Origin of the sequence: Pedobacter sp. (assembly GCF_965249885.1) — a bacterium.
Taxonomy (GTDB): domain Bacteria; phylum Bacteroidota; class Bacteroidia; order Sphingobacteriales; family Sphingobacteriaceae; genus Pedobacter.
Map to the genome: position 1 here is coordinate 3,277,086 of NZ_OZ252254.1, position 23,020 is coordinate 3,300,105.

The following is a 23,020-nucleotide window of genomic DNA, read 5'->3' on the forward strand; positions in this document are numbered from 1 at the left end:
TAATCCTTTATTCACTTAAAATTGATTTTTGATGAAATTAGATTTATTGGTACTAGCTGTTCATCCAGATGATGCCGAATTAGGTTGTTCAGGTACGATAATTAAACATATAGCCCAAGGTAAAAAAGTAGGAATTGTTGATTTTACTAAAGGAGAACTAGGAACCCGAGGTACAGCAGAAACCCGTGCAGAAGAATCCAAAAATGCTAGTGCCATTATGGGAATTCATGCCAGGGAGAACATTGGCATAAAAGATGGATTCTTTAAAAATGATGAAGCTCACCAACTAAAAGTAATCGAGATGATCAGGAAATATCAACCTGAAATTATCTTTACTAACGCATTATTCGATAGGCATCCTGATCATGGAAGGGCGTCTGAACTAGCGAATGATGCTATTTTTCTTTCGGGTTTACGCAGAATAGAGACAACCATCGATGGAAAGGTTCAGGAACCGTGGAGACCAAGATTGACATTACAATACATTCAAGATACTTACATTAAGCCAGATATTATTGTGGATATTTCTGAACAGATGGAACAAAAGCTTGACGCGATAAGAGCTTTTAAAACTCAGTTTGATAGTCCAAGTGAAGATGAGCCACAGACCTATATATCTACGCCGGCATTTTTACAATCGGTAATTGCTAGGGCCAGGGAAATGGGCAAAAATATTGGAGCGGAATATGGGGAAGGTTTCACTTCTAGGAAATTATTGGGTGTAGATAGCTTGTTTGATTTAAGGTAATATTTAGTGCTATTCTATTCCTTCTAACCGATCATGGAAAATATTAACTAACTTGTAGTTCGAATTTAGTTCAATTACTTGAGGCCAGAGCTTAGAGAGAATGTCATGAAACTGGCGCATTTTAACATTACCTAATCGGACATGGATTACCTTTGGCGGAGGTGTTTGCATAATCATTTTTGTTGAAAAGTCGCTGTCTTTCGTGATGATTGTTGGATGATTTAGTTTCGCATAATTCCAAATTTCCAAATCCGTCCACTCATCACCTAAATCAAATTGATGTATATAGTCTTCATCATTCCAGACTGAGAAAAATCTTGGAAGATTTACATCGATTAAATACTTAGCAGGCATCTTAAGCTACTGCTTTTTTGATTACGAAACTGTGATTTGTTAGTTCTGTAGCGAACTTCAAACAGGCTACAATATCTTCAGCCTCTAATGAAGGATACTGTTCTAATATTGATTTATGGCTTTCACCGCTGCTCAAAAATTCCATAATAGTTTGCACAGTGATTCTTTTACCTCTGATGATTGGTTTGCCATTGCAAATATTAGGATCTATAAAGATGCGATCAAAAATCTGTTCCATTGCTTTTTTCTTTAACAAATTTACGAAAAATTATGTCATAATGTATTTATCTATAAACATAGCTAGATCGATAGATATTGATGTGAAATTATCTAGAACACAGGTCATCTCCCAACAATTTTGCCGCTTCGGTGTTTTAAGTGAAAGAATAAAGTCCGCGGTTGACTTTTAGTTTTTACTTAAATTCCCATCTATGGCTAACCTATTTTCCTCATTAAAAAACGCATATCAATTATTTAAAAGTGTAGATTTTCAGAAACTTGATGCTTTATCTAAAAAAGTTGACCTGCCTAAAATGGTAGAGACAATTTCTAATTTAGATGAAAAACAGCTTCAAGGCATGATGAAAATGATGGGTGGTAGTAATCGTAAAAAAGAACTTCCGCCCATCGAAGGAGATTTTTACCACTTAGGTGACGAGGCACTCAACGAAGAAGATAGAGCGCTGCAATTAAAAGTCAGGGCATTTCTAGAAAAGGAAGTTAAACCGATTGTAAATCATTATTGGAATAAGGCCGAATTTCCTTTTGAGATTATTCCAAAGCTGGCGGAACTTAATATTTGTGGTTTAACCTACAAAGGCTATGGCTGTCCCGGAAAATCAAATTTAATGGAAGGAATTTTAGCAATGGAAATGGCTAGGATAGATACTTCTCTATCTACTTTTTTCGGTGTTCAAAGTGGCTTGGCAATGGGCTCCATCTATATCTGTGGTTCAGAAGAGCAAAAACAGCAATGGCTTCCACGCATGCAAAAGTTTGAAATTATTGGAGCTTTTGGTTTAACTGAACCTGAAGTAGGTTCGGCGGCTGCTGGTGGCTTAACAACTACTTGTAAAAAAGTAGGAGATGAGTGGGTGTTAAATGGACAAAAGAAGTGGATAGGTAACGCAACTTTTGCAGATATCTTGGTGATTTGGGCTAGGGACGAAGATAGCGGTGAAGTTAAAGGGTTTATCGTTAAAAAAGATAATCCGGGATTTGCGGTGGAAAAGATGGAGAATAAAATGGCACTTCGGATTGTTCAAAATGGATTGATTACATTGACAAATTGTAGAGTAGCGGAAAGTGATCGACTGCAAAATGCCAATTCATTTAAAGATACGGCGAAGGTGTTGCAAATGACCAGAGCTGGAGTTGCGTGGCAGGCAGTAGGTTGTGCTCGAGGTGCTTATGAAAATGCATTGGATTACACCAGGACTCGTAAACAGTTCGGTAAGCCTATCGCCTCGTTTCAGTTAATACAAAATCATTTGGTAGAGATGCTCTCTAATCTCACTGCAATGCAAACACTGTGTTTCCGCTTATCGCAATTGCAAGATCAAGGGTTGCTTAAGGATGAACATGCCTCTTTGGCAAAGGTATTTTGCTCACTTCGTACCAGAGACGTGGTAAGCAAGGCTAGGGAAGTAATGGGCGGTAACGGTATTTTATTGGAATATAACGTAGCACGATTTGTTGCTGACGCTGAAGCAATTTATTCTTATGAAGGCACCAAAGAAATCAATACACTGATAGTTGGTAGGGCAATTACTGGATTCTCGGCGTTTGTTTAACGGTAAGGCCATTTGACTAAACCTACATTGCCCATCGCACTTTTTTCATATCTGGCAAAGCACAAAGCATTGAATTGAGGTTCGAAATTTACGTTGCCTGGGTATAGTTTTTTAGGGGCATCCTGTGCATTAAGGAAGAAGTAGACTTTCGTATTGCCATATTTGGTATGTGGCATCGCATCTCCATACTTGAGCAGTTCGGCCTGTGCAGTATCTTTAACGGTTACCGCATAAATTCTTTGGACAGGGCCAGTATTGTTCTCGTTCCTGTATTTGGCAATTTCGGTGAAGCCACCTTTAAGCTGATCAATTCCAGATGACTTAAATGTATCTTTTAACATCCATGCAATTAACCCTAAAACAAATAAGCCAATCCCGATTTTTTTCATGTCCGCAAGTTAAATTATCTAGATGTTTATTTTGTTTTTGTGAGGTCATGATATAAAAAAGGCGTTAAAATTGTCATCTAACGCCTTTTTGTATGAACTATTATAGTGTTGTAAGTATTTTGTGCATTACTTCAACGCCTTCATCGATATGTTGTTTTTCAATGCACAATGCTGGTCTAAAACGAATTGTTTGATTGCCACAACCTAGAAACATCACGTTGTTTTCCATTCCTTTTTCCACAAATTTGTTGCGCATTTCCTTATTCGGAAAATCAAATGAGCACAGCAGCCCACGACCCCGCACGTTACTCATCTTATCGTATTTTTTAGCTAATTCGCGTAGTTGGCTTTGTAAATAAGCACCTACATTTGCGGCGTTTTCGCACAGTTGATCCTCTTCAACAATGCTCAAGATTTGTGTAGACCGAACCATATCTACCAAGTTGCCGCCCCAAGTTGAATTGATTCTTGACGGTACCCTAAACACATTACCCTCTACTTCATCCACTTTGTTTCCAACTAAAATTCCGCAGATTTGCATTTTCTTGCCAAATACAACAATATCTGGTCTTGCTTTTTCACTGAAGTGCTGGTGGCACCAAAATTTACCAGTTAAACCAACGCCCGTTTGTACTTCATCGTAAATTAAGAATGCTTCGTTTTCATCTGCTAAATTTTTCAGTTGAATTAAAAACTCTTCTCTTAAATGGTTGTCGCCACCTTCAGATTGAATTGGTTCAACAATGATAGCGCAAATATCATCCTTGTTGTCAGCGAAAGCCTGTTTAATTTGAGCAATTGATGCGGCTTCCGTTTCCTCAACAGTCTTTAAATTTTCATCATTTAAAGGAAATTTCAGTTGCGGCGTGCTTACTCTAGGCCAATCAAATTTTGCAAACCATTTAGTTTTATCAGGTAAAGTATTCGTGAGACTTAATGTATATCCGCTGCGACCGTGAAATGCTCTTTCAAAATGTAATACCTTGAATCCTTTTTCTTCCTTATAACCTTTAGCGAAGTTTTTCTGAACTTTCCAGTCCATAGCTACTTTCAATGCGTTTTCGACTGCTAGGGCACCACCGGCAATTAAAAAGGCATGTGGTAGATAATTAGGAATGCCCACCCTCGAGAAGGTTTTTATAAATTCTGCATATTGTTGCGTATAAACATCTGAATTGGAAGGGTTAGCTAAGGCGGCAAGTAATAAATGATGCTTGAAGTTTTCGTCATTTACCATTTTAGGATGATTATAGCCTAATGGTACAGACGCAAAACAAGTGAAAAAGTCTAGTAGTTTTCTATTGTATTTAGCATCGTAAATATAAGCACCCTGGCTTTTTTCAATATCGTAGGTTAGGTCATAACCATCTGCAAGAATGTGCTTTTTTAATGTTGCGGTAACTTGGTCTGGAGCTACACTTATTTGATACATAATTTTAGTTTTGGTGTAACTCAAATTTATGAAAATGTGCCAAAATATCAAATTTGAGCGGTTTTTAGACTCCCAGTTCAAAAACTAGGTTTAAATTGTTTAAACCTAGTTTTTAGGTTTTTTTTGCATTTTTTTTCTGGAATGTGGAAAAATATTTCCGTTAAATTTTATCAAACTCCGCTTTTTTTCCTAGAATTCCGAACAAGCCACCGGTGTGAATTGCCAATATTTTCTCCCCGGAAGACAGCATTCCTTTCTCTGCCAAATCAATGAGCGCATAGCACATTTTTCCTGTATAAATGGGGTCTAAAAGTATACCAGTTTGTGCGGTAAAATCTTTAATAAAATTGATCAGTTGAGCATTTGTTTTAGCATAACCACCAAAATGATATTCGTAGTGTAGACTTAGGCAATCAGTATTGTTCTCATAAGAAACTATTTCTTCACGTATAAATTTACCTGGTTTTAAAACTGGTACAACGTGAAGATGCGTGTTTAACTGCATTTGATTGATGCCTTTCAATAGTCCTGCTGCAGTTGTGCCAGTGCCCGCAGCACAGAAGATATGGTCAAATGGTTCTTTCAGCTCATTAATGATTTCCGAACATCCCAGTACTGCTTCTTCGCTGGCACCGCCCTCGTCAATAAAATAGGCATCGGTATTTGCGTAGTTTTGATTAAATAGATGCAGTTTGTCCTTGTAGGCATCTCTACTGACAAAGTGGAGTTGCATCCCAAATAATTTACATAACAGTAGCATCTCATTGCTTACCACTTCTCCTCTAACAAATGCGCTGGCGCTAAGCCGATGTTTTGCTGCGGCAGCTGCGGTAGCCAATAGGTGATTAGAGTACGCTCCACCAAAAGTGACCAAATGTGAGCTGTTTTGTTGTTTGGCTTTTTGTAGGATATATTTGAGCTTACGCCATTTATTGCCAGATATAAAAGGGTCAATGAGGTCATCTCTCTTTATAAAAAAGTTAAGACCACGGTATGACACCTTATGAATTGGACTAGGTAATTGCATAAAAAAAGCTTCTCCAAAGAGAAGCTTTTAAAATGATTTTTAAAAATTTTATTTTCCTATGCCGAAGCCAATGCCACCATTAACATATGCATATTTCGCTTGCGTATATGAAGCATAAATTCTGAAAAATGCTAATTGCAATTGAAATCCAAGTGAAGCTCTCATTCCGCTTACATCAGTCTGTGAAAAAGCAAACGGGTCATTATAAGTTTGACGGCCACTTGGTGTAGCTGGAGAAACCGGTACCTGAAACTCATAGGTTCCTAGCGCTTTTAGGCTGCTTTCCGATTTTTGGTAACCAACACTTGCAAATGGCGTAAATACAGCTATCGTTTTTGAAACTATCGCATCAGCACTCATACCTTTAATCTTTGTAGTTAAATGCTGATTTGGATTAGGGTTAGATCCAACTGATAGAGGCAGGCCATAGTTAAGTTGAGTGAAACCCAAGGCTACAGCAACATCAATAGGAACTACTTTTTTGGCTTTGCTCAAAATTAGCGGCAAAACTTCAATCTTAGCGCCTGCGCCAAACATATCAATTTGACCATAATCTTTTAAGTCTACCTTTGGAATATATCGCAAAGAAATATCAATATTTTGAGGAATACCAACGGTTAGTTGTAATTGCGGTGCAGGAATATAGCCAAAATCTGTTCCGTTAGGCAAATTAAAATCGCTATTTGGGTCAGCCGGAAAGCCAGAAGGTGGATTTAATCTCATCCTTGTTCCCTGCGTATCATCTCCAGAAAAAGTTGGAGAAATAGGATTTGCGTTTGGTGCAGGAGCCATGCTTGTTAAACCCAAGCTGCGAACATCAAATGATTTATCGCTGTTTGGTACAATTGCGGCCGTAGCGGTAAATCTTAAGTCAAAACGTAATGTGTTTTTAGCTTTAGCTGATGTATACCAGCCAGAGTTGATTGCTGTACCAAGTCCAGTAAAAATTGGCTTTAAATAGGCTTGAGTTAACTTCGAAGCGTCTGCTGGCGCTCCTTTAAATGCAGCTCCAATTTCATCTTGTGCCATTGATGTTGCAGGCAATAAAAAAGCGCTAAACAAAAGGGTGTTTTTTAGCGCTCTAAATGTACGTTCCATATCTATTTGTTTGATTTTCAGGGTCGAAAATATATCTTTTTAATTAAATATGGAAAAAAATTCATTACTATCTTAACATTTTGTGTAAAGTTCTTCATTTTCGTGTCTCCTTGCTGCTTCATGCTTACTCTACAACAAATAAGCCAAATTGTTTGTAAAGAATATCATTTTCTTCATTTACTTTTGCAACATGGAAAATTTCGCAATTGGGCAGGAGGAGGAAGAACAAGATTTATTTGAACATTTTAATATTGTCGTAGATAAAGGACAATCATTGTTGCGAATTGACAAGTTTTTGATGCACCGTATAGAAAATGCTTCACGCAATAGGATACAAAATGCAATAGATGCTGGAAATGTTTTGGTTAATCAGCAAGTCATCAAATCTAGCTATAAAGTAAAGCCCTTAGATCAGATATCTATAGTATATGCACACCCACCACGTGATACCGAAGTTTACCCAGAAAACATTCCTTTGGATATTGTTTACGAAGATGACGATTTGCTGGTGGTTAACAAACCCGCTGGAATGGTGGTTCATCCAGGGTTTAATAATTATACTGGTACACTGGTGAATGCTTTGGCTTTTCACTTTGAGCGATTGCCTACTTTACCCGGCAATGACGGCAGACCAGGCTTAGTGCATCGAATCGATAAGGACACCTCAGGATTGCTTTTAATCAGTAAGAACGAAATCACTATGACGAAATTAGCGAAGCAGTTTTTTGATCATAGTATTACCCGTAGATATTTAGCTTTAGCTTGGGGAGATGTAGAGAACGATGGACGAATTGAGGGTTATATTGGTCGTAGTTTAAAGAACCGAATTATTCAGGATGTATATCAGGATGAGGAAAAAGGCAAGTGGTCGGTGACAAACTACAAGGTGTTGGAACGTTTAAATTATGTGACTTTGGTGAGTTGCCAGTTAGAAACTGGACGTACGCATCAAATTAGAGCGCATATGAAACATATTGGACATCCGCTTTTTAACGATGCCACTTACGGAGGTGATAAGATATTGAAGGGAACAACGTTTACTAAATACAAGCAATTTGTAAACAACTGTTTTGATTTGATGCCCCGCCAGGCTTTACATGCACAGACTTTAGGCTTTATACACCCGACAACACAACAGTATATGGAATTTGAAGCACCATTGCCGGCAGATTTTGATTCAGTTTTAGCTAAATGGCGTAGTTACGGTTCGCAACCACAATTTTAAAATGCCGCATTACACACTGTTTAACGACGAGTTTTTTGAAAAAGAAACGCCGATTTTAAAAGTCGGTAATAGAGCCTTTAAGTTTGGTGATGGCCTGTTCGAATCTATGAGAATGGCTAACGGCAAATTACAGTTTCCCGAGCTGCATGCTGATAGGATTAAGGCCACAATGAAAGCCTTAAAGATGGATGGCTTTAACTTGTTGGACGAATATTTTTTAAAAACTAAAACTACCGAGCTTGCCCGTAAAAATAAAATTCATGCTAATGGAAGGTTCAGGTTAAGCATTTACCGTGAAGGCGAGGGATTATATACGCCAGAAACAAACAAGGTTGGTTATTTGCTAGAGGTGAAGCCCCTCGAGAGTGCAAGCTACGAACTCAATAAAAAAGGATTAATAGTTGACGTTTACGACGAGATTGCAAAGCCGATCAATAAACTTTCAAATTTTAAGACATCCAATTCTTTGCCTTTTGTGATGGCTGCACTTTATCAAAAGCAACATCGTTTAGATGAAGTGTTGTTGCTCAACCAGAATGGGTTCTTGTGCGAAAGTACCAGCTCCAATTTATTTGTGGTTTATCAAAATCAAATTTATACGCCCGCACTTTCAGAAGGATGTGTTGGTGGCGTAATGCGTAACGTAGTAATGCGCTTAGCGAAACAGCATCAGTTGCCATTGATAGAAGCGCAAATTAATCCGCAAATTCTTAATGAAGCTGAAGAAGTGTTTTTGACAAACGCTATCGGTGGTGTGCGTTGGGTAATGGGCTACGGTCGTAAACGTTATTTTAATGAAGTTTCGAGAGCTTTTAGCAATTGGTTGAACCAATTAAGTTGATGTCTAATCGGTTTTGAAATCTCAACTTTGCATCATCTAACCATCGCATTTTAAAAAGAATTTCGGTAAAGTCTAGATAGCGGAATACACTATCAAATTATCTCATTAACCAATTATCTAATCCACCAACCTAACGCCCCTTAAAAACTCATCAACCATCATTCTTTTCTTCCCTTCTAATTGTAGTTCTAGCAGCTTGATGTAGCCATTTTCAGTCGCGAATTTAAGAAATGTTTTTCCATCGGTTTCAAAAGTTCCGGCACTTTGAATTGGCGTAGTAAGATCTTTTTCTACTTTAAAAACTTTTAAACTTTTGCCATTTAATGAGGTAAATGCAGTAGGATATGGACTTAAACCTCTAATGTGGTTGTATACAGTTTGAAGATCTTGGTTCCAGTTGATCTCACAAAAATCCTTGAAAATTTTCGGAGCAGCTTTCAACTCGGTATTCATCGGCTGTGGCATTTCCGTATAGTTATTTTCGTCAATAGCTTTCACTGTTTTTACAATCAAATCTGCACCAATGTGCATCAATTTATCATGTAAAGTGCCGGCGGTGTCTTCATCTGTAATTTCCGTTTTTGCAGAAAATATCACATCACCAGTATCAATTTCGTGTTTTAGAAAAAATGTTGTCACGCCAGTTTCTGTTTCTCCATTGATAACAGCATGATTAATTGGAGCAGCTCCACGGTATTGCGGTAATAACGATCCATGTAGATTGATAGTACCTTTTGGCGGCATATTCCAAACCACTTCTGGTAACATCCTAAACGCAACTACTACCTGTAAATCAGCTTTTAGCTGCTCAAGCTCGTTAATGAAATCAGGATCTTTTAGCTTTAATGGCTGTAGAACTTTAAGTCCATGTTCAACTGCATATTTTTTAACAGCACTTTCACTTAATTTCTGTCCTCTTCCCGCTGGTTTATCCGCTGCGGTTACTACAGCTACAATATCAAATCCCGCATTTTTTAGCGCATCTAATGAAGCAACGGCAAAATCGGGCGTACCCATAAAAACTATTTTCATAAATTAATTTTGAATGGTAAAATGACTAAATGAGTAAGTATTTATATGGTAGTCGAATAATTTTCTCATTTATTCACTTACTCGCCTACTCATTTAAAACTTCATTGCCCTATCCAACTCCCGTTTGCTATCTCTTTCTTTGATGCTATCGCGTTTATCAAACTCCTTTTTACCTTGCGCTAAGGCTATCTCCATTTTAGCAAAGCCTCGTTCGTTAATAAAAATACGTAAAGGAACTATCGTGAAACCTTTTTCTTCACCTTTCATCCTAAGCTTTCGGATTTCCTTTTTTTGCAATAACAGTACTCTATCTCTTTTAATATCATGATGATAGAAAGAACTGTGGCTATATTCTGAAATGTGAAGATTTCGTACGTAAAGATTGCTACCGATAAAAGTGCAAAATGCATCGGTTAAGTTTGCCTTTCCCTGTCTTATCGACTTAATTTCTGTACCTAGTAAAGCTATTCCAGCTACATATTTATCCAAAATATGGTAGTCGAAAAAAGCACGCTTATTTTTTATCTGTATGTCGTTAGGCATAATGCAAATATCAACAATTATAGGTTATAAGTAACACATCAGCATTAAATATTGATTTTAAATTATCAATATTTCTATATAAGTATTTCTAAAATTATTTTTAGATTTGTCTAAATTTATATTTTTGTGAAGCTAATTATATGAGGTTTATTCTATTTTTTGTTGGGTTTATGTTAATCGGTTTGCTCGTTAATGCGCAGGATTTGGTGCTTAAAGGTAGCGTGCTTAGTCAAGGTATAGCTTTGCCGAAAGCAAATTTAAGGCTAGTTGAGCTTCAGCGTTATACGCAAACGGATAGCGCCGGGAGTTATGGCTTTGTAGCTTTGGCTAAAGGAAAATATCAAATGAAAGTTTCTGCTTTAGGTCATCGGACTCAGGTGATTCAATTGGAATTAACTGGTGATACGGTGTTAAATATCGAGCTACTTGAAGATAAGCAAGAATTAAAGGAAGTTGTTATTACTGGTACGCAAAAGGAAGTGAACAGGTTAGAAAGTCCTGTTCCGGTAGAGGTTTATAGTGCTAAGTTTTTCCAGAAAAATCCAACCCCAAGCATTTTTGATGCATTGCAAAATATCAACGGGGTTAGGCCTCAGCTGAATTGTAATATTTGCAACACGGGGGATATTCACATCAACGGGTTAGAAGGGCCTTACACCATGGTAATGATCGACGGAATGCCTATTGTGAGTAGCTTATCAACTGTGTATGGCTTATCTGGAATTCCAAATGCTTTGATTGAGAGAGTAGAGGTAGTGAAAGGCCCGGCGTCGTCTTTATATGGTAGTGAAGCTGTAGGAGGATTGATTAATATTATTACTAAAGAGGTGACTAAAGCGCCAACGCTAAGTTTAGATTGGATGAGTACCAGCTATTTGGAACACAATTTCGATTTGGGCTACAAAGCTAAAATCCATCCTAAAGTAGATGTATTGTTAGGCGTAAATTACTTCAAATATGGCAACAAAGTAGATGATAATTTGGACAATTTTACTGATGTAACCTTACAAGATCGTATTTCTATATTCCAAAAATGGAATTTCCGTAGAAACAAGAATAGGTTATTTAAACTGGCGGGTAGGTTTTTGTACGAAGACAGGTGGGGTGGCGAGATGAATTGGACAAAAGCCAACAGGGGAGGAGATGAAGTGTATGGCGAAAGTATTTATACCAAGCGTTGGGAATTGCTAGGTAATTATCAATTGCCAATTAGAGAACGCATGTTTTTTGCTTTTTCGTTAACAAATCATCAGCAAGATAGCAGATATGGAACAACTTCATATATCGCTCAACAAAATATCAGCTTTGCTCAACTGACTTGGGATAAAAAACTTAGAAACCACGATCTCCTTTTAGGCGCAGCGTTTAGATATACTTTTTACGACGATAATACACCGGCTACAATGTCGCTTAATCAAATTAATGCTACAGAAAACACTTATTTGCCATCTATTTTTTTGCAGGACGAAATTAAGCTGGCGCAAAAGCATGCTTTGTTGCTAGGCATGAGGTACGATTACAATTCAAACCATGGAAATATTGTTACACCACGTTTCGCGTACAAGGTAAATTTTGATGAAAACAGTATTTTGAGGTTAAATGCCGGTACAGGTTTTAGAGTGGTGAACATTTTTACGGAAGATCACGCTGCGTTGACGGGGGCTAGGGAAGTGGTAATTGCTAGTGCATTGAAGCCGGAAAAAACCTATAATGCGAACTTGAATTTTCTCAAACGGATATATGCCGGTGGCCATACTTTCACCTTAGATGTTTCTGCATTTTATACCCATTTTAACAATAGAATAGTAGCGGATTACGAAACCAATTCGAATCAAATCAGATATGATAATTTGAAGGGCTATGCGGTAAGCAAAGGCTTAACTGGAAATTTGGATGTAATTTTAGATTTTGGCTTAAAGATTAACACCGGTGTGACTTTGCAAGATGTTGCTTTAGTGGAAAATGGATTGAAATCACAACAAATCTTAACAGAAAAATGGATGGGAACTTGGTCTGTTTCTTATTTAATTAACCAATTGAATTTAGGAATTGATTACACAGGAAATATTTATGGTCCTATGCGTTTGCCTTTGTTAAATGATTTGGATCCTCGCCAACCATATTCGCCGGTATGGAGTTTGCAAAACATTCAGTTTACTTATCGAGGTTTTAAGAATTTAGAAGTTTATGCTGGTGTAAAAAATCTGCTCAATTTTAAGCCTACAAGAAATAATCCTTTTATCATCGCTCGTGCTAATGATCCATTTGATAAGCAAGTACAGTTTGATAATAACGGCAATGCCATAACTACGCCTTCCAATCCATATGGTTTAACATTTGACCCGAGTTATGTGTATGCACCAAATCAAGGTGTAAGGGCATTTTTTGGATTGAGATATAATTTGAGATAGATGCAATGCTTCACCTAACGGATTGTTTGTAGATAGGTTTCTGGAGACATAATAGATAGCTTGCTCGTTTTATAATCTTTAATATTTCGGGTAATGACTACCTTAATTTCTTTGTGACTTTGTGCCGCGAAATTTTGTAATGCATCTTCAAAATCTTTAAACTTGGAATTCATTGCGTCTAATATCGTTTCTTTACTTATAACAACCACGTCTATTATTCCTAATAATGCTCTTAGATTTTCAATTACTTTTTCATGGGTTGCTGTTTTTTTTAGGAGATAGTAGATATTGCTAATAATTACTGGGGTCACAAATCCATTAATTTTTCGTTTTTCGCATAGTGCTAAAATTTTAGATGCATCATCGGAGAAAGGTAATCTATCAAAGAAGAAATCGAGAACCACATCTGTATCGATTAAAATTTTTTCCATTACAAATATTTTTCAGATAGACGATCTGTTAATTCCTTTTTGTAATCGAAATCTGCGGGTAATTTAAAAGAGCCTTTTAATGATTTAACAGTTGGAGTTAATTCATCCTCAATAGATGTTTCGCTTGTTAATGCTTTTAAATAATTTTCAATCAAATCTGATAAGCTTCTCTTTCTCTTTCTAGCATATTCCTTAGCTTTTTCTATGGTATGCTGTTCTATAGTCAGTGTTAGTTTTGTGTTCATAATTTTATACCTTCTGCATAAAGATACAAAATAAATATCACACGTGTTTGTTTTTGTTTTTTTACACGTGCTTTTAGCTTAGACTTTAAGTTTATCTAACAATCAGTACAGGTATTTCAACTTTATGTCTAACTGCATCTACAGTGGTACCAAAAATTAAATCCTTAAGTCCTTTATGGCCATGTGCTCCCATTACCAACAGTTCTAGTCCGTTGGATTTGCTAATTTCGGCAATGGCTTTTGCTGTACCTCCAAAGCCAATTTGTGGCGTGGACTCGTAGCCTAATTCAGCTAAATTCTCCTGATATTTTTTAAGGTTGTCGATATCCGATTGGGTTTCGTGATCCATAGCAGTTTTGCCGTGATAGCGAGCCGCTGCTGTTTCCACAACATGGATGAGGTAGTAATGCGCTTCTTTGCCACCCTGAATCAGCGCATGTCTTATCGTCTTTCTGTCGTGTTCCGAAAAATCCACGGTTATGCCAATTTTTTCATAATTGATTTTCTCAACGATACCAATAGCCAACGCATCACCGTGTGGAACGTTTCCTATACGTTGATTTTTGTTCAGTAAAGGATATACGAAAATGTACGCTAACAGCAATGCTATTAAAATTGCGATTGGAACAACGAAAACGTAAATATACCAGGCATTGGATTCAGCCATCCAACCACTAATTTCTTCAATTACTAGCTTAATATTTAATGCAACAATTACCGCGGCGCTTAACCAAGCTAGCACTTTCACCCAAGTTTTGATAGTGAATTCTTTCATCTCCTTTTTATCGGAATTAAGGTGGATTAGCGGAATAATGGCAAAGCCCAATTGTAAACTTAACACCACTTGACTTAAAATTAGTAGTCCGCCTAAGGCCTTGTCGCCAAAATAAAGAATGGTGAAAAATGCAGGTACAATGGCTAATAAACGGGTAATTAACCGTCGTAACCAAGGCTGTATGCGTAAGTTGAGGTGGCCTTCCATTACAATTTGTCCAGCTAAAGTACCTGTAACGGTGGAACTTTGTCCGGCTGCAATTAGTGCGATTGCGAATAATGCAGGAGCAACATTTCCAAAAATATTGGTAAGCAATTCGTGTGCATCCTGTATCTCGGCAACTTCGTGAAAACCATTTTTAAAAAACGCCGCTGCTGCCAAAATCAAAATTGCTGCGTTAACTAAAAAGGCCAAATTCAAAGCTACTGCAGTATCAATAAAATTAAACTTCAGTGCCTCTTTAATGCCTTTGCGGTCGCGGTCGAATTTTCTGGTTTGTACTAACGAAGAATGTAAATAGAGGTTGTGCGGCATTACCGTAGCACCGATGATGCCAATAGCAATGTAAAGTGCCTCTCCGCCTAACATCGAAGGTTCAAAACCTTTGGCAATTTCCTTGATGGAAGGCTGTACAATGAACATCTCTGCTAGAAATGAGATGCCTACAATAAACACCATAGAAACGATAAAGGCCTCCATTTTTCGCATGCCCTTATTAAGTAAAAACAGGAGCAATACGGTATCAAAGATGGTAATGGAGATACCCCAAATTAAAGGTAGACCAAACAAAAGATTTAACCCAATGGCCATGCCGATGATTTCTGCCAAGTCGCAGGCAATGATAGCAGTTTGCGCCAGCACAAATAGCGGAACATTAACCCATGTTGGATAGGTGTTCCGGGAAGCTTGTGCTAAATCTAGTCCTCTAACAATACCTAAACGTGCACTTAGCGATTGCAGTAACAAGGCAATGAGGTTGGACATTAATAAAACCCAGATCAACTGATAGCCGAATTTGCTTCCTCCAGCGATATCTGTAGCCCAATTCCCCGGGTCCATATAGCCAACGCTAACCAAATAAGCGGGACCTAAAAAGGCCAGTATTCTTCGCCAGCCCTTGCGTTGGCCAGTAGTTACACTTTGGTGTACTTCGCTTAACGACTGTTTCTCTGCCATTAGTTTTTTGTAATTAAAATATGTTTCGCTACTTCTCTGCTTATGTTTGTTTTTTGGTTCTCCACTAATAATTCTACCGAACCATCGAACTCCAACACTTCGATAATCTCTATTTTTTTGCCCAGTGTTAAGCCTAATTTTTCCAAGTGCTTAAGAAATGAGGAAGAGTGTTCGCTTACGCCAGTTATAGTACCTTTATCTGCAGGTTTTAGTTTGCTTAATTTGATAAATGCTAATTCAGCAAAATTGCCATGCTTGTCGGGGATGGGATCTCCGTGAGGGTCAACACGAGGGAAATCTAAGAATTCGTCCAAACGTTCTACCAATAAATTAGATTGGATATGCTCCAGTTCTTCCGCAACATCATGCACTTCGTCCCATTTAAAATTGAGCTTGTCTACTAAAAATACTTCCCATAAACGGTGTTTCCTTACAATATTGATAGCCGTGATTTTGCCTTTTTCGGTTAGTGTAACGCCTTGATACTTCACATAGTTTACCAGCTCTTTTTCCGAAAGTTTTTTAATCATGTCGGTTACTGATGCTGCTTTGGTCTGGATGCGCTCAGCAATAGCATTAGTTAAAACGGGATTGCTTATCTCGGATAAGTGATAAATTATTTTAAGATAATTCTCTTCGGTGTAAGATTGCATTTTTGCTTTTCTAATTCATTATTTAGACAAATCTAAAAATTTATCAATAAAATTTTAGCTAAATTTTTACAATAATTTTAGAATAAAATTTTGCTACGTTGGCTTTGTGTTTTACCTTTGGTCAATTCATTGATAAAAACATGGCAGCAGAACTAGATAAAATTGACTTTAAGATTTTAAAATTATTGCAAGAAAACGGTAGGATTACCAATTTGCTGTTATCGCAAGAAATCGGCCTTTCACCAGCACCAACATTGGAGCGTGTGAGAAAGCTGGAAATGTCTGGTTATATTAAAAGCTACCATGCTTTAGTTGATGAAGAAAAATTAGGTTTGGGTATTAAAACCTTTATCCAAATTCAGTTGGATTTTCATAAGAATAATACCATCCAGATTTTCTTGGACGAGGTTAACCAAATTAAGGAAGTTACTGAATGTCACCACGTAACTGGTCAGGCGGATTTCCTATTGAAGGTTTATGTGAGCGATATTAAATCTTACGAGCGTTTAATTATGGATAAAATCAGTAAGATTTCTGTAGTGAAAACGTTTCAGACGATGATGATCATGTCTACGACGAAGAAAGAGCCGATAGTGCCGTTGGAATATTAATTAGGGATCAGGTATTAGGAGTTAGTGGTAAGGAGTCAAGTATGAGTTGTCAGCTTATGAGGCGTCTGCCGACTTACAAATGAAACTTAAGACTTACTACAAATCAACTGATCTGCCAGTTAATCACATCTTTCCCTTCTTTTCGAAGGATTTCATTGGTCTTAGAAAATGGCTTAGAACCAAAAAAACCATTATAGGCGGAAAATGGTGAAGGATGCGCAGATTTGATGATGAAATGCTTATTTTGATCTATTAACACTTCTTTTTGCTTGGCATAATTGCCCCATAAAATAAACACTAAGCCCGTTCTTTTTTCAGAAAGCTCAGTAATTACCTTGTCGGTGAATTGCTCCCAACCTTTGTTTTGATGCGAACCAGCAGTATGTGCTCTTACGGTTAGCGTAGCATTTAAAAGGAGTACACCTTGCTTAGCCCAAGAGGTTAGCTCTCCGTGATTCGGGATTTTAAAATCTGGGAATTCATCCGCTAGTTCCTTATAAATGTTTTTAAGCGATGGCGGGGGAACTACACCTTTTTGCACAGAAAACGACAAGCCATGCGCTTGCCCAACGCCATGGTAAGGGTCTTGACCTAAAATTACAACTTTAACTTCGTCGAATGGAGTGTGTTTAAAAGCATTGAAAATATCAGTACCCTTTGGATAAACCGTATGGCCCGCTTGTTTTTCCTGTTGGAGAAAAGCCTTCAATGATTTCATGTACGGCTTTTCAAACTCACCTTCCAATACCTTCAGCCAACCAGGTTCTAAATCTACAGCCATTTACAATTCAAAATTTAAAATTAAAATTCAAAAGCACAGGCAGTTTATTTCTTTACAGATAAGATATCAATCAAATCCAACTCTAAGCTTTTTTTAGGATGCTCGATGATGCGCCCAATTTCTTTACCCTTTTTATCAGTAACGATAAATGTTGGTACGCGTTGAATATCTAATCCATCTAGTAGGCCATTTTCCGCTTTCTTAGCGCCGTCAACAGCGATGAAAGTTACTTTGTCTTGATCAATTTTCGCTGCGTCTACTACTTTAAGGAAATTCGGAACTTGATATTTGCTATCGCCGCACCAAGTACCCAATACTACTTTAATTTTTTTATCCTTCATCAATTTGCTAATGCTCGCAATTGTTGTTGAATCAACTTTGTAGTTTTCGTAGTTGGCATCATAGCTCGCTTTAAATTCAGGGAATTCTACCAAGCCTTCTCTAGAACACTCATTTAGCATAATTTCTTTATGTTTAATCTGATCTTCCAATTTTTTATTGATTTGTTGAGCATTTGCCGATACATATATTACAGCAAACAAAATCGTGAATAGATATTTCATAGCAGTCTAATTTTTGTTGAAATTATAAATTTAATCCTTATTTTATGCTATATAAAACCGATATTTGCACAAATATTATAAAACTATGTCAAATTTAGTACGCTTAATTATAGGGTTTGCTTTGTTAGGTGCAGCGGTTGCGCTTTTTGTTTTTGGTCACTGGGGTTGGGGCATTCCGATGGTATTTTTAAGTCTGTTTGTATTCATCACCTACTTTTACAACGAAAACATGCTGATTGCACAGTGGTATTTGCGTAAAGATAACGTAGCAAAAGCAGAAGTGTTTTTGAATAGAATTACCAATTATGAAAAGCAGTTGAACAAAATGCAATATGGTTACTATAACCTCTTGTTAGGTTTGATGGAATCTAGGAAAGCACCAATGAAATCAGAAAAGTATTTTAAAGCCGCTTTGAATTATGGTTTGCACATGGATCACAATGTAGCTTTGGCAAAATTAAGTTTAGCGGGTATTGCCATGGGAAAACGTAATAAACGTGAAGCGCAAATGTATTTGACAGAAGCTAAAAAAGCTGACAAAAATAAGTTGTTAGCTGATCAGATTAAACAAATGAAAGATCAGTTGGGGATGCTAGATAAACAACAACAGGTACGTTACAGCCACAGATAATACTGTAAAGCATACATAGAAAAGAGCTAATTGCCGCAAAGCGATTAGCTCTTTTTATTTGTCACACAATCTGTCGAAGTTTTCTTCGTAGCTAGCGTCGCTTCTGCTCAATAAATCCTCATCATCGTCCATTCTTTTTCTGCTAAAAAATAATTCTTCGGCTTGTATGCGCTTAATCAGCTGACGAACTAGAGATAAGTCAAAAGTATCTTTACTTAATTTAATGCAGTATTCGTTTTCCGTAATTTCAATTGTTGAACTATTCATTTGAATAAAATTTTAGTACAACACTAAATTAAAAAACGCTTTTTATAGTAATTACTTCAAGCGTTTAAGTTTCCGTTATGTTTATGTTAATTCATTTTGCATGATATTCGTCAACCTTCACATTTCTACCAAGCGTTTTAAAGCGTATACCACTAGTTTGCACTACTGTGATGGTCAAATGTCCTGTTTTACTAATATTTAAATCCTTTACAATACCCTTTTTACCTTTATGTGCTCCTGCTATAACCTGGCAGTAGTCACCATCTTTAAGTTTAGTTTCATTCATAGTGTTAAACAGTTTTCAAACTAAGCTAGCAAAATTTAGGTAATCGGCTAAGTATCAAAACAAAAAATCCCCAGTTAAAAACTGAGGATTACAAATATCGTCATTGCTAAGTTTTAAACTAAAGCTTAAGATTGCTTCGTGCCTCGCAATGACGTGATTACTATTCTATTTATGGCTCAAAAACAAACCGTCGTCTGTTTTAGTCACCTTAAGGATGTTCTTTCCAGTTAAACCTTTCAAGGTAGTATCCCATTTTTTATTGCTCCACTCTGCTAACTGTGCTTTTACATCACTTAACAAATGTTGTTCGCCTTCTTTTACCAAAGCATACAATTCAGCTTCCTCAGCTGAAAGCTCAATTTTCTTTTTCTCTGGGCGCATTTGAGGGAAAAATAGTACTTCTTGGATAGTCGACTGGTCAGTCATCAACATCACCAATCTATCAATACCAATACCTAAACCAGAAGTAGGAGGCATACCGTATTCCAAAGCACGAACGAAATCATCATCCATTGCCATTGCCTCATCATCGCCTCTGGCAGCTAATTTCAATTGCTCTTCGAAACGCTCTTTTTGGTCAATTGGATCGTTCAATTCAGAATAAGCATTGCCAATTTCTTTACCCATTACAAAAAGCTCGAAACGCTCTACCAAACCTTCTTTGCTGCGGTGTTTTTTCGCTAAAGGTGTCATTTCGATAGGGTAGTCGGTAATGTAAGTTGGCTGAATTAAGTTTGCTTCCACTTTCTCGCTGAAAAGCTCATCCACCAATTTACCGCGTCCCATGCTATCATCAATCTCAATACCTAAATCTCTACAAGTTTGAGCCAATTGCTCTTCGCTCATCGCCGAAACATCAATACCGGTATACTTTTGAATAGATTCGTACATCGTCAATTTCTCGTACGGACCAGCGAAATCAATTTCATGAGCACCTACCTTAACTACAGGGGAACCATGGATTGCCACCGCGATTTTTTCTAAACACTCTTCCACCATGCCCATCATCCAAACGTAGTCTTTGTAAGCTACGTAGATCTCCATCGAGGTAAATTCAGGATTGTGCGTTCTGTCCATCCCTTCATTACGGAACATTTTACCAAACTCATAAACGCCATCAAAACCAGCAACAATTAACCTTTTTAGGTAAAGCTCGTTGGCAATACGTAAAAATAAAGGCATGTCTAAAGTGTTGTGGTGTGTCGCAAACGGACGGGCCGCCGCACCACCATGTACCGCTTGTAAAATTGGCGTTTCTACTTCCATCCAACCTTGGCTATCGAAATAGCTACGCATAGTGTTGATTACCTTGCTGCGGTTGATGAAGATTTTTTTATAATCAGGATTTACCGTTAAATCTACGTAACGCATTCTGTAGCGCAACTCTGGATCGGTAAAGCCGTCGTAAATGTTGCCCTCATCATCACGTTTTACTACAGGAAGTGGTTTTAATGATTTTGCCAATACCGTTAATGAAGTTACATGTACCGATATTTCACCTGTTTGGGTAGTAAATACGTATCCTTTTATACCTACATAATCACCAAGATCTAGCAACTTCTTGAAAACAGTGTTGTACAAGGTCTTATCTTCATCAGGACACAAATCATCACGCTTTAGGTAAAGTTGCACTCTACCGGTAGAGTCCTGCAATTCAGCAAAAGAAGCATTGCCCATAATACGACGGGTCATGATACGTCCGGCTAGGCTGATGTTCTTATAAGCAGTTTTATCTCTTTCGTAATTTTCGTTAATATCCGCGGCGTAGGCATTTACTTCGTAAGCCTCTGCAGGATAGGGGTTAATGCCCAATTCGCGTAATTGTTTTAGCGAATCACGTCTTTGTATTTCCTGTTCTGATAGTCCTATACTCATTATGAGAAATTTTTGCAAAAGTAGTAAATTTTTCGTGTTTTTTGGCTGTAAGGCTTAAGGTTTAAACCAATCTTTAAGAGCTAATTTTTTGAAAAGCTACCGACTGCTACTATTAAAAATCAGCCGGGCTATTCGCTGCAATCTTTTTGTTTTCGGTATCCTATTATTCCGAGGGGCGAGGAATCTGTTTCTGCACTACATTAACTTACAGATCCTTCTCCCGAAACTTCGGGATCAGGATGACAACAAAAACAAAAAGTATTTCCGCTGCTATCCCGTTTAGCTAACCTCCGGTTGTGCTACTATTGTCGTTTTCTTGACCAACGTTCTTAAGCTATTGCTTTTCGAGCTTCTTCAAAAAAGCATCAGCGGCAGTTAAATGCTTTTCACGTTTTTTGGTATCCATTTTGTCAAAACTGTTGAGCAACATCGATAAGCGTAGTTGCTTTGCAAAAAAGCTCCGATGTTGATCCATGAAATTCCAAAACAATCCATCCCAAATCTCTTGCCACTCGCCCTTATCGTAATTGCTCATTTTTGTAACGTAATTGCTTCCGCTGATGTAAGGTTTAGTACTCATCAAGCCGCCGTCGGCAAAGAGACTCATCCCGTAAACATTTGGCACCATCACCCAATCGTAAGCATCTATGAAAAGTTCCATGAACCACTGGTAAATCTCGTTTGGATCAATGCCACACAAATTCATAAAATTTGCCAGTAACATTAACCGCTCAATATGGTGAACATAGCCTGTTGTTAGCAGTTTTCTAATAGTGCCGTCAATAGGTGCAATGCCCGTGGTTGCCGTATAAAAGCTGGCCGGAATTTTACGGTGGTGCTTAAAGAAATTTGAATTGCGTTGCTTAGTGCCAACACGTTCATATAAACCTCTTATAAACTCACGCCAGCCTAATATTTGCCTTACAAATCCTTCTGTAGAATTAATTGGAATTTTATGCTTTTTGGCAAACGTTGTAGCCTGGGTAATTACTTTTTTCGGATTTAAAAAGCCAATATTTAATAATGGCGAAAGTAAACTATGGTGTAAAATGTTCTCTTCTTTTACAATACTATCCTCGTAAGTCCCAAACTCTAAAAATCTATTTTGTAAAAACTCTTCGAACCAATCCTCGGCATCTTTAAAAGTAACTGGATAAATCAGGTTTTTACTTAGTTTGCCATAGTTTTTAGAGAAATGCTTTTGCGTGTAAGAAATCGCTTCTATTACATATTCATTGCTTTCTGGAAATTTAATATATGGAGCCTGTTTGCCTTTTGGGTACTTCTTCCTATTGTCGGCATCGTAAGTCCATTGGCCGCCCTCAGGTTCATCGCCCTTCATTAATACTTGAAGCTGTTTACGCTGTTGCTTATAAAAATCAGTTTGATGAAAGTGTTTTTTGTCGGGCTTAAAATATTGCTTGAGGTCGTCCTGCGTATTGATAAAAAGCGGATTTTCTATCCATAAAAAATTGAAATCACCTTCATATTTCCTGATCCGTTTTTCCAACCAATTATCTACAGGCTCAAATACCTCAATTTCACTGATGCCGTCCTTTTTAAGTTTCGGCAGCAATTTCCTGATGTCAGACAGTTTGTCGTTGGTAGCTATATAGGTAACCTCAAACCCTAATTCAATGAGGTAACTTTCATAGAATTTCATAGTGGCCCTATGGAAAGCTATTTTCTGCTGATGAAAAGCATATTGCTTAAAAAACAGCCACTCTTCTACAAGGTAAATGTTGGTGGTTTTTTTAAATTTTACTGCTTCGAAAAGTTGGTTTGGAAAAATAATGGCAGTGCTTTTCATGAGTAGACTAACTTGTTAAATCC

General features: G+C 37.5%; 25 protein-coding genes. 7 read left to right on the forward strand and 18 right to left on the reverse strand.

Annotation, left to right across the window (positions count from 1 at the left end):
- Window positions 1–31: 31 nt before the first annotated feature.
- Window positions 32–748, forward strand: a complete 717-nt coding sequence (gene bshB1 / locus ACY2A0_RS13945) for a bacillithiol biosynthesis deacetylase BshB1 (protein WP_461790086.1) — start codon at window positions 32–34, stop codon at window positions 746–748.
- Window positions 749–757: 9 nt separating this feature from the next.
- Here bshB1 and ACY2A0_RS13950 read toward each other — a convergent pair whose 3' ends face one another.
- Window positions 758–1,102, reverse strand: a complete 345-nt coding sequence (locus ACY2A0_RS13950) for a DUF5615 family PIN-like protein (RefSeq protein WP_461790087.1) — start codon at window positions 1,100–1,102, stop codon at window positions 758–760.
- Window position 1,103: 1 nt separating this feature from the next.
- Window positions 1,104–1,340 (reverse strand): DUF433 domain-containing protein, encoded by a 237-nt coding sequence (locus ACY2A0_RS13955; RefSeq protein WP_461790088.1) that lies wholly within the window; start codon window positions 1,338–1,340, stop codon window positions 1,104–1,106.
- Between the two features lie 193 nt (window positions 1,341–1,533).
- Here ACY2A0_RS13955 and ACY2A0_RS13960 point away from each other — a divergent pair, with 193 nt between their 5' ends.
- Window positions 1,534–2,895 (forward strand): acyl-CoA dehydrogenase family protein, encoded by a 1,362-nt coding sequence (locus ACY2A0_RS13960; protein ID WP_461790089.1) that lies wholly within the window; start codon window positions 1,534–1,536, stop codon window positions 2,893–2,895.
- Here the strand turns inward: ACY2A0_RS13960 and ACY2A0_RS13965 are convergent.
- The 4 genes from ACY2A0_RS13965 to ACY2A0_RS13980 all read right to left on the reverse strand — a co-directional run bounded on the left by ACY2A0_RS13965 (window position 2,892) and on the right by ACY2A0_RS13980 (window position 6,841).
- Window positions 2,892–3,284, reverse strand: a complete 393-nt coding sequence (locus tag ACY2A0_RS13965) for a hypothetical protein (protein ID WP_461790090.1) — start codon at window positions 3,282–3,284, stop codon at window positions 2,892–2,894. The genes ACY2A0_RS13960 and ACY2A0_RS13965 overlap by 4 nt on opposite strands.
- 100 nt (window positions 3,285–3,384) lie before the next feature.
- Entirely contained in the window at window positions 3,385–4,716 is a 1,332-nt protein-coding gene (lat, locus tag ACY2A0_RS13970) for an L-lysine 6-transaminase (RefSeq protein ID WP_461790091.1), read from the reverse strand.
- A gap of 160 nt (window positions 4,717–4,876) precedes the next feature.
- Window positions 4,877–5,743 (reverse strand): 1-aminocyclopropane-1-carboxylate deaminase/D-cysteine desulfhydrase, encoded by an 867-nt coding sequence (locus tag ACY2A0_RS13975; protein ID WP_461791580.1) that lies wholly within the window; start codon window positions 5,741–5,743, stop codon window positions 4,877–4,879.
- 48 nt (window positions 5,744–5,791) lie between these two features.
- Window positions 5,792–6,841, reverse strand: coding sequence for a DUF6588 family protein (locus ACY2A0_RS13980; RefSeq protein WP_461790093.1), 1,050 nt, complete (start codon window positions 6,839–6,841; stop codon window positions 5,792–5,794).
- A 190-nt stretch (window positions 6,842–7,031) separates the two neighbouring features.
- Here ACY2A0_RS13980 and ACY2A0_RS13985 point away from each other — a divergent pair, with 190 nt between their 5' ends.
- Window positions 7,032–8,066: an RluA family pseudouridine synthase gene (locus ACY2A0_RS13985; protein WP_461790094.1), complete on the forward strand. Its 1,035-nt coding sequence runs from the start codon at window positions 7,032–7,034 to the stop codon at window positions 8,064–8,066.
- A 1-nt stretch (window position 8,067) separates the two neighbouring features.
- A complete protein-coding gene (locus ACY2A0_RS13990; protein WP_461790095.1) occupies window positions 8,068–8,907 on the forward strand; it encodes an aminotransferase class IV in 840 nt (279 codons plus the stop codon).
- Between the two features lie 117 nt (window positions 8,908–9,024).
- Here ACY2A0_RS13990 and fmt read toward each other — a convergent pair whose 3' ends face one another.
- Both fmt and smpB read right to left on the reverse strand, forming a co-directional pair.
- Window positions 9,025–9,939, reverse strand: a complete 915-nt coding sequence (gene fmt / locus ACY2A0_RS13995; RefSeq protein WP_461790096.1) for a methionyl-tRNA formyltransferase — start codon at window positions 9,937–9,939, stop codon at window positions 9,025–9,027.
- A 93-nt stretch (window positions 9,940–10,032) separates the two neighbouring features.
- Window positions 10,033–10,482: an SsrA-binding protein SmpB gene (gene smpB / locus ACY2A0_RS14000; protein WP_461790097.1), complete on the reverse strand. Its 450-nt coding sequence runs from the start codon at window positions 10,480–10,482 to the stop codon at window positions 10,033–10,035.
- Between the two features lie 140 nt (window positions 10,483–10,622).
- On the opposite strand from smpB, the gene ACY2A0_RS14005 reads away from it, so the two are divergent.
- Window positions 10,623–12,893 carry a TonB-dependent receptor gene (locus ACY2A0_RS14005; RefSeq protein ID WP_461790098.1) on the forward strand — a complete coding sequence of 757 codons (2,271 nt, stop codon included), beginning with the start codon at window positions 10,623–10,625 and terminating at the stop codon, window positions 12,891–12,893.
- A 14-nt stretch (window positions 12,894–12,907) separates the two neighbouring features.
- On the opposite strand, the gene ACY2A0_RS14010 is transcribed toward ACY2A0_RS14005, so the two are convergent.
- The 4 genes from ACY2A0_RS14010 to ACY2A0_RS14025 all read right to left on the reverse strand — a co-directional run bounded on the left by ACY2A0_RS14010 (window position 12,908) and on the right by ACY2A0_RS14025 (window position 16,173).
- The gene (locus tag ACY2A0_RS14010; protein WP_461790099.1) at window positions 12,908–13,324 is read right to left on the reverse strand and encodes a type II toxin-antitoxin system VapC family toxin; all 417 of its coding nucleotides are present in this window, start codon (window positions 13,322–13,324) and stop codon (window positions 12,908–12,910) included.
- Window positions 13,324–13,569, reverse strand: coding sequence for a DUF6364 family protein (locus ACY2A0_RS14015; protein WP_461790100.1), 246 nt, complete (start codon window positions 13,567–13,569; stop codon window positions 13,324–13,326). The genes ACY2A0_RS14010 and ACY2A0_RS14015 overlap by 1 nt, the downstream gene beginning before the upstream one ends.
- Window positions 13,570–13,660: 91 nt before the next feature.
- Window positions 13,661–15,520: an Nramp family divalent metal transporter gene (locus ACY2A0_RS14020; RefSeq protein WP_461790101.1), complete on the reverse strand. Its 1,860-nt coding sequence runs from the start codon at window positions 15,518–15,520 to the stop codon at window positions 13,661–13,663.
- The gene (locus ACY2A0_RS14025) at window positions 15,520–16,173 is read right to left on the reverse strand and encodes a metal-dependent transcriptional regulator (protein ID WP_461790102.1); all 654 of its coding nucleotides are present in this window, start codon (window positions 16,171–16,173) and stop codon (window positions 15,520–15,522) included. Before ACY2A0_RS14025 ends, ACY2A0_RS14020 begins: the two co-directional genes overlap by 1 nt.
- 140 nt (window positions 16,174–16,313) lie before the next feature.
- Here ACY2A0_RS14025 and ACY2A0_RS14030 point away from each other — a divergent pair, with 140 nt between their 5' ends.
- Entirely contained in the window at window positions 16,314–16,784 is a 471-nt protein-coding gene (locus ACY2A0_RS14030) for an Lrp/AsnC family transcriptional regulator (protein ID WP_113635607.1), read from the forward strand.
- Between the two features lie 103 nt (window positions 16,785–16,887).
- Here ACY2A0_RS14030 and ung read toward each other — a convergent pair whose 3' ends face one another.
- Both ung and ACY2A0_RS14040 read right to left on the reverse strand, forming a co-directional pair.
- A complete protein-coding gene (gene ung, locus ACY2A0_RS14035) occupies window positions 16,888–17,565 on the reverse strand; it encodes a uracil-DNA glycosylase (RefSeq protein WP_461790103.1) in 678 nt (225 codons plus the stop codon).
- Between the two features lie 44 nt (window positions 17,566–17,609).
- Entirely contained in the window at window positions 17,610–18,128 is a 519-nt protein-coding gene (locus tag ACY2A0_RS14040) for a thioredoxin family protein (protein ID WP_461790104.1), read from the reverse strand.
- An 85-nt stretch (window positions 18,129–18,213) separates the two neighbouring features.
- On the opposite strand from ACY2A0_RS14040, the gene ACY2A0_RS14045 reads away from it, so the two are divergent.
- Complete coding sequence (locus ACY2A0_RS14045) at window positions 18,214–18,759, forward strand: DUF2892 domain-containing protein (protein WP_461790105.1); 546 nt, start codon at window positions 18,214–18,216, stop codon at window positions 18,757–18,759.
- A gap of 54 nt (window positions 18,760–18,813) precedes the next feature.
- Here ACY2A0_RS14045 and ACY2A0_RS14050 read toward each other — a convergent pair whose 3' ends face one another.
- The 4 genes from ACY2A0_RS14050 to ACY2A0_RS14065 form a co-directional block, all read right to left on the reverse strand.
- Complete coding sequence (locus ACY2A0_RS14050) at window positions 18,814–19,026, reverse strand: hypothetical protein (RefSeq protein ID WP_461790106.1); 213 nt, start codon at window positions 19,024–19,026, stop codon at window positions 18,814–18,816.
- A 91-nt stretch (window positions 19,027–19,117) separates the two neighbouring features.
- Complete coding sequence (locus tag ACY2A0_RS14055; RefSeq protein ID WP_461790107.1) at window positions 19,118–19,312, reverse strand: KOW motif-containing protein; 195 nt, start codon at window positions 19,310–19,312, stop codon at window positions 19,118–19,120.
- Window positions 19,313–19,477: 165 nt separating this feature from the next.
- Window positions 19,478–21,187, reverse strand: coding sequence for a lysine--tRNA ligase (gene lysS, locus ACY2A0_RS14060; RefSeq protein ID WP_461790108.1), 1,710 nt, complete (start codon window positions 21,185–21,187; stop codon window positions 19,478–19,480).
- Between the two features lie 334 nt (window positions 21,188–21,521).
- A complete protein-coding gene (locus ACY2A0_RS14065; RefSeq protein WP_461790109.1) occupies window positions 21,522–22,997 on the reverse strand; it encodes a cryptochrome/photolyase family protein in 1,476 nt (491 codons plus the stop codon).
- Between the last annotated feature and the right edge of the window lie 23 nt (window positions 22,998–23,020).

Bases quoted from the DNA above. Each gene is read 5' to 3' on its own strand.
- bshB1 (WP_461790086.1), top strand. From the start codon at position 32: ATGAAATTAGATTTATTGGTACTAGCTGTTCATCCAGATGATGCCGAA.
- ACY2A0_RS13950 (WP_461790087.1), bottom strand. From the start codon at position 1,102: ATGCCTGCTAAGTATTTAATCGATGTAAATCTTCCAAGATTTTTCTCA.
- ACY2A0_RS13955 (WP_461790088.1), bottom strand. From the start codon at position 1,340: ATGGAACAGATTTTTGATCGCATCTTTATAGATCCTAATATTTGCAAT.
- ACY2A0_RS13960 (WP_461790089.1), top strand. From the start codon at position 1,534: ATGGCTAACCTATTTTCCTCATTAAAAAACGCATATCAATTATTTAAA.
- ACY2A0_RS13965 (WP_461790090.1), bottom strand. From the start codon at position 3,284: ATGAAAAAAATCGGGATTGGCTTATTTGTTTTAGGGTTAATTGCATGG.
- lat (WP_461790091.1), bottom strand. From the start codon at position 4,716: ATGTATCAAATAAGTGTAGCTCCAGACCAAGTTACCGCAACATTAAAA.
- ACY2A0_RS13975 (WP_461791580.1), bottom strand. From the start codon at position 5,743: ATGCAATTACCTAGTCCAATTCATAAGGTGTCATACCGTGGTCTTAAC.
- ACY2A0_RS13980 (WP_461790093.1), bottom strand. From the start codon at position 6,841: ATGGAACGTACATTTAGAGCGCTAAAAAACACCCTTTTGTTTAGCGCT.
- ACY2A0_RS13985 (WP_461790094.1), top strand. From the start codon at position 7,032: ATGGAAAATTTCGCAATTGGGCAGGAGGAGGAAGAACAAGATTTATTT.
- ACY2A0_RS13990 (WP_461790095.1), top strand. From the start codon at position 8,068: ATGCCGCATTACACACTGTTTAACGACGAGTTTTTTGAAAAAGAAACG.
- fmt (WP_461790096.1), bottom strand. From the start codon at position 9,939: ATGAAAATAGTTTTTATGGGTACGCCCGATTTTGCCGTTGCTTCATTA.
- smpB (WP_461790097.1), bottom strand. From the start codon at position 10,482: ATGCCTAACGACATACAGATAAAAAATAAGCGTGCTTTTTTCGACTAC.
- ACY2A0_RS14005 (WP_461790098.1), top strand. From the start codon at position 10,623: ATGAGGTTTATTCTATTTTTTGTTGGGTTTATGTTAATCGGTTTGCTC.
- ACY2A0_RS14010 (WP_461790099.1), bottom strand. From the start codon at position 13,324: ATGGAAAAAATTTTAATCGATACAGATGTGGTTCTCGATTTCTTCTTT.
- ACY2A0_RS14015 (WP_461790100.1), bottom strand. From the start codon at position 13,569: ATGAACACAAAACTAACACTGACTATAGAACAGCATACCATAGAAAAA.
- ACY2A0_RS14020 (WP_461790101.1), bottom strand. From the start codon at position 15,520: ATGGCAGAGAAACAGTCGTTAAGCGAAGTACACCAAAGTGTAACTACT.
- ACY2A0_RS14025 (WP_461790102.1), bottom strand. From the start codon at position 16,173: ATGCAATCTTACACCGAAGAGAATTATCTTAAAATAATTTATCACTTA.
- ACY2A0_RS14030 (WP_113635607.1), top strand. From the start codon at position 16,314: ATGGCAGCAGAACTAGATAAAATTGACTTTAAGATTTTAAAATTATTG.
- ung (WP_461790103.1), bottom strand. From the start codon at position 17,565: ATGGCTGTAGATTTAGAACCTGGTTGGCTGAAGGTATTGGAAGGTGAG.
- ACY2A0_RS14040 (WP_461790104.1), bottom strand. From the start codon at position 18,128: ATGAAATATCTATTCACGATTTTGTTTGCTGTAATATATGTATCGGCA.
- ACY2A0_RS14045 (WP_461790105.1), top strand. From the start codon at position 18,214: ATGTCAAATTTAGTACGCTTAATTATAGGGTTTGCTTTGTTAGGTGCA.
- ACY2A0_RS14050 (WP_461790106.1), bottom strand. From the start codon at position 19,026: ATGAATAGTTCAACAATTGAAATTACGGAAAACGAATACTGCATTAAA.
- ACY2A0_RS14055 (WP_461790107.1), bottom strand. From the start codon at position 19,312: ATGAATGAAACTAAACTTAAAGATGGTGACTACTGCCAGGTTATAGCA.
- lysS (WP_461790108.1), bottom strand. From the start codon at position 21,187: ATGAGTATAGGACTATCAGAACAGGAAATACAAAGACGTGATTCGCTA.
- ACY2A0_RS14065 (WP_461790109.1), bottom strand. From the start codon at position 22,997: ATGAAAAGCACTGCCATTATTTTTCCAAACCAACTTTTCGAAGCAGTA.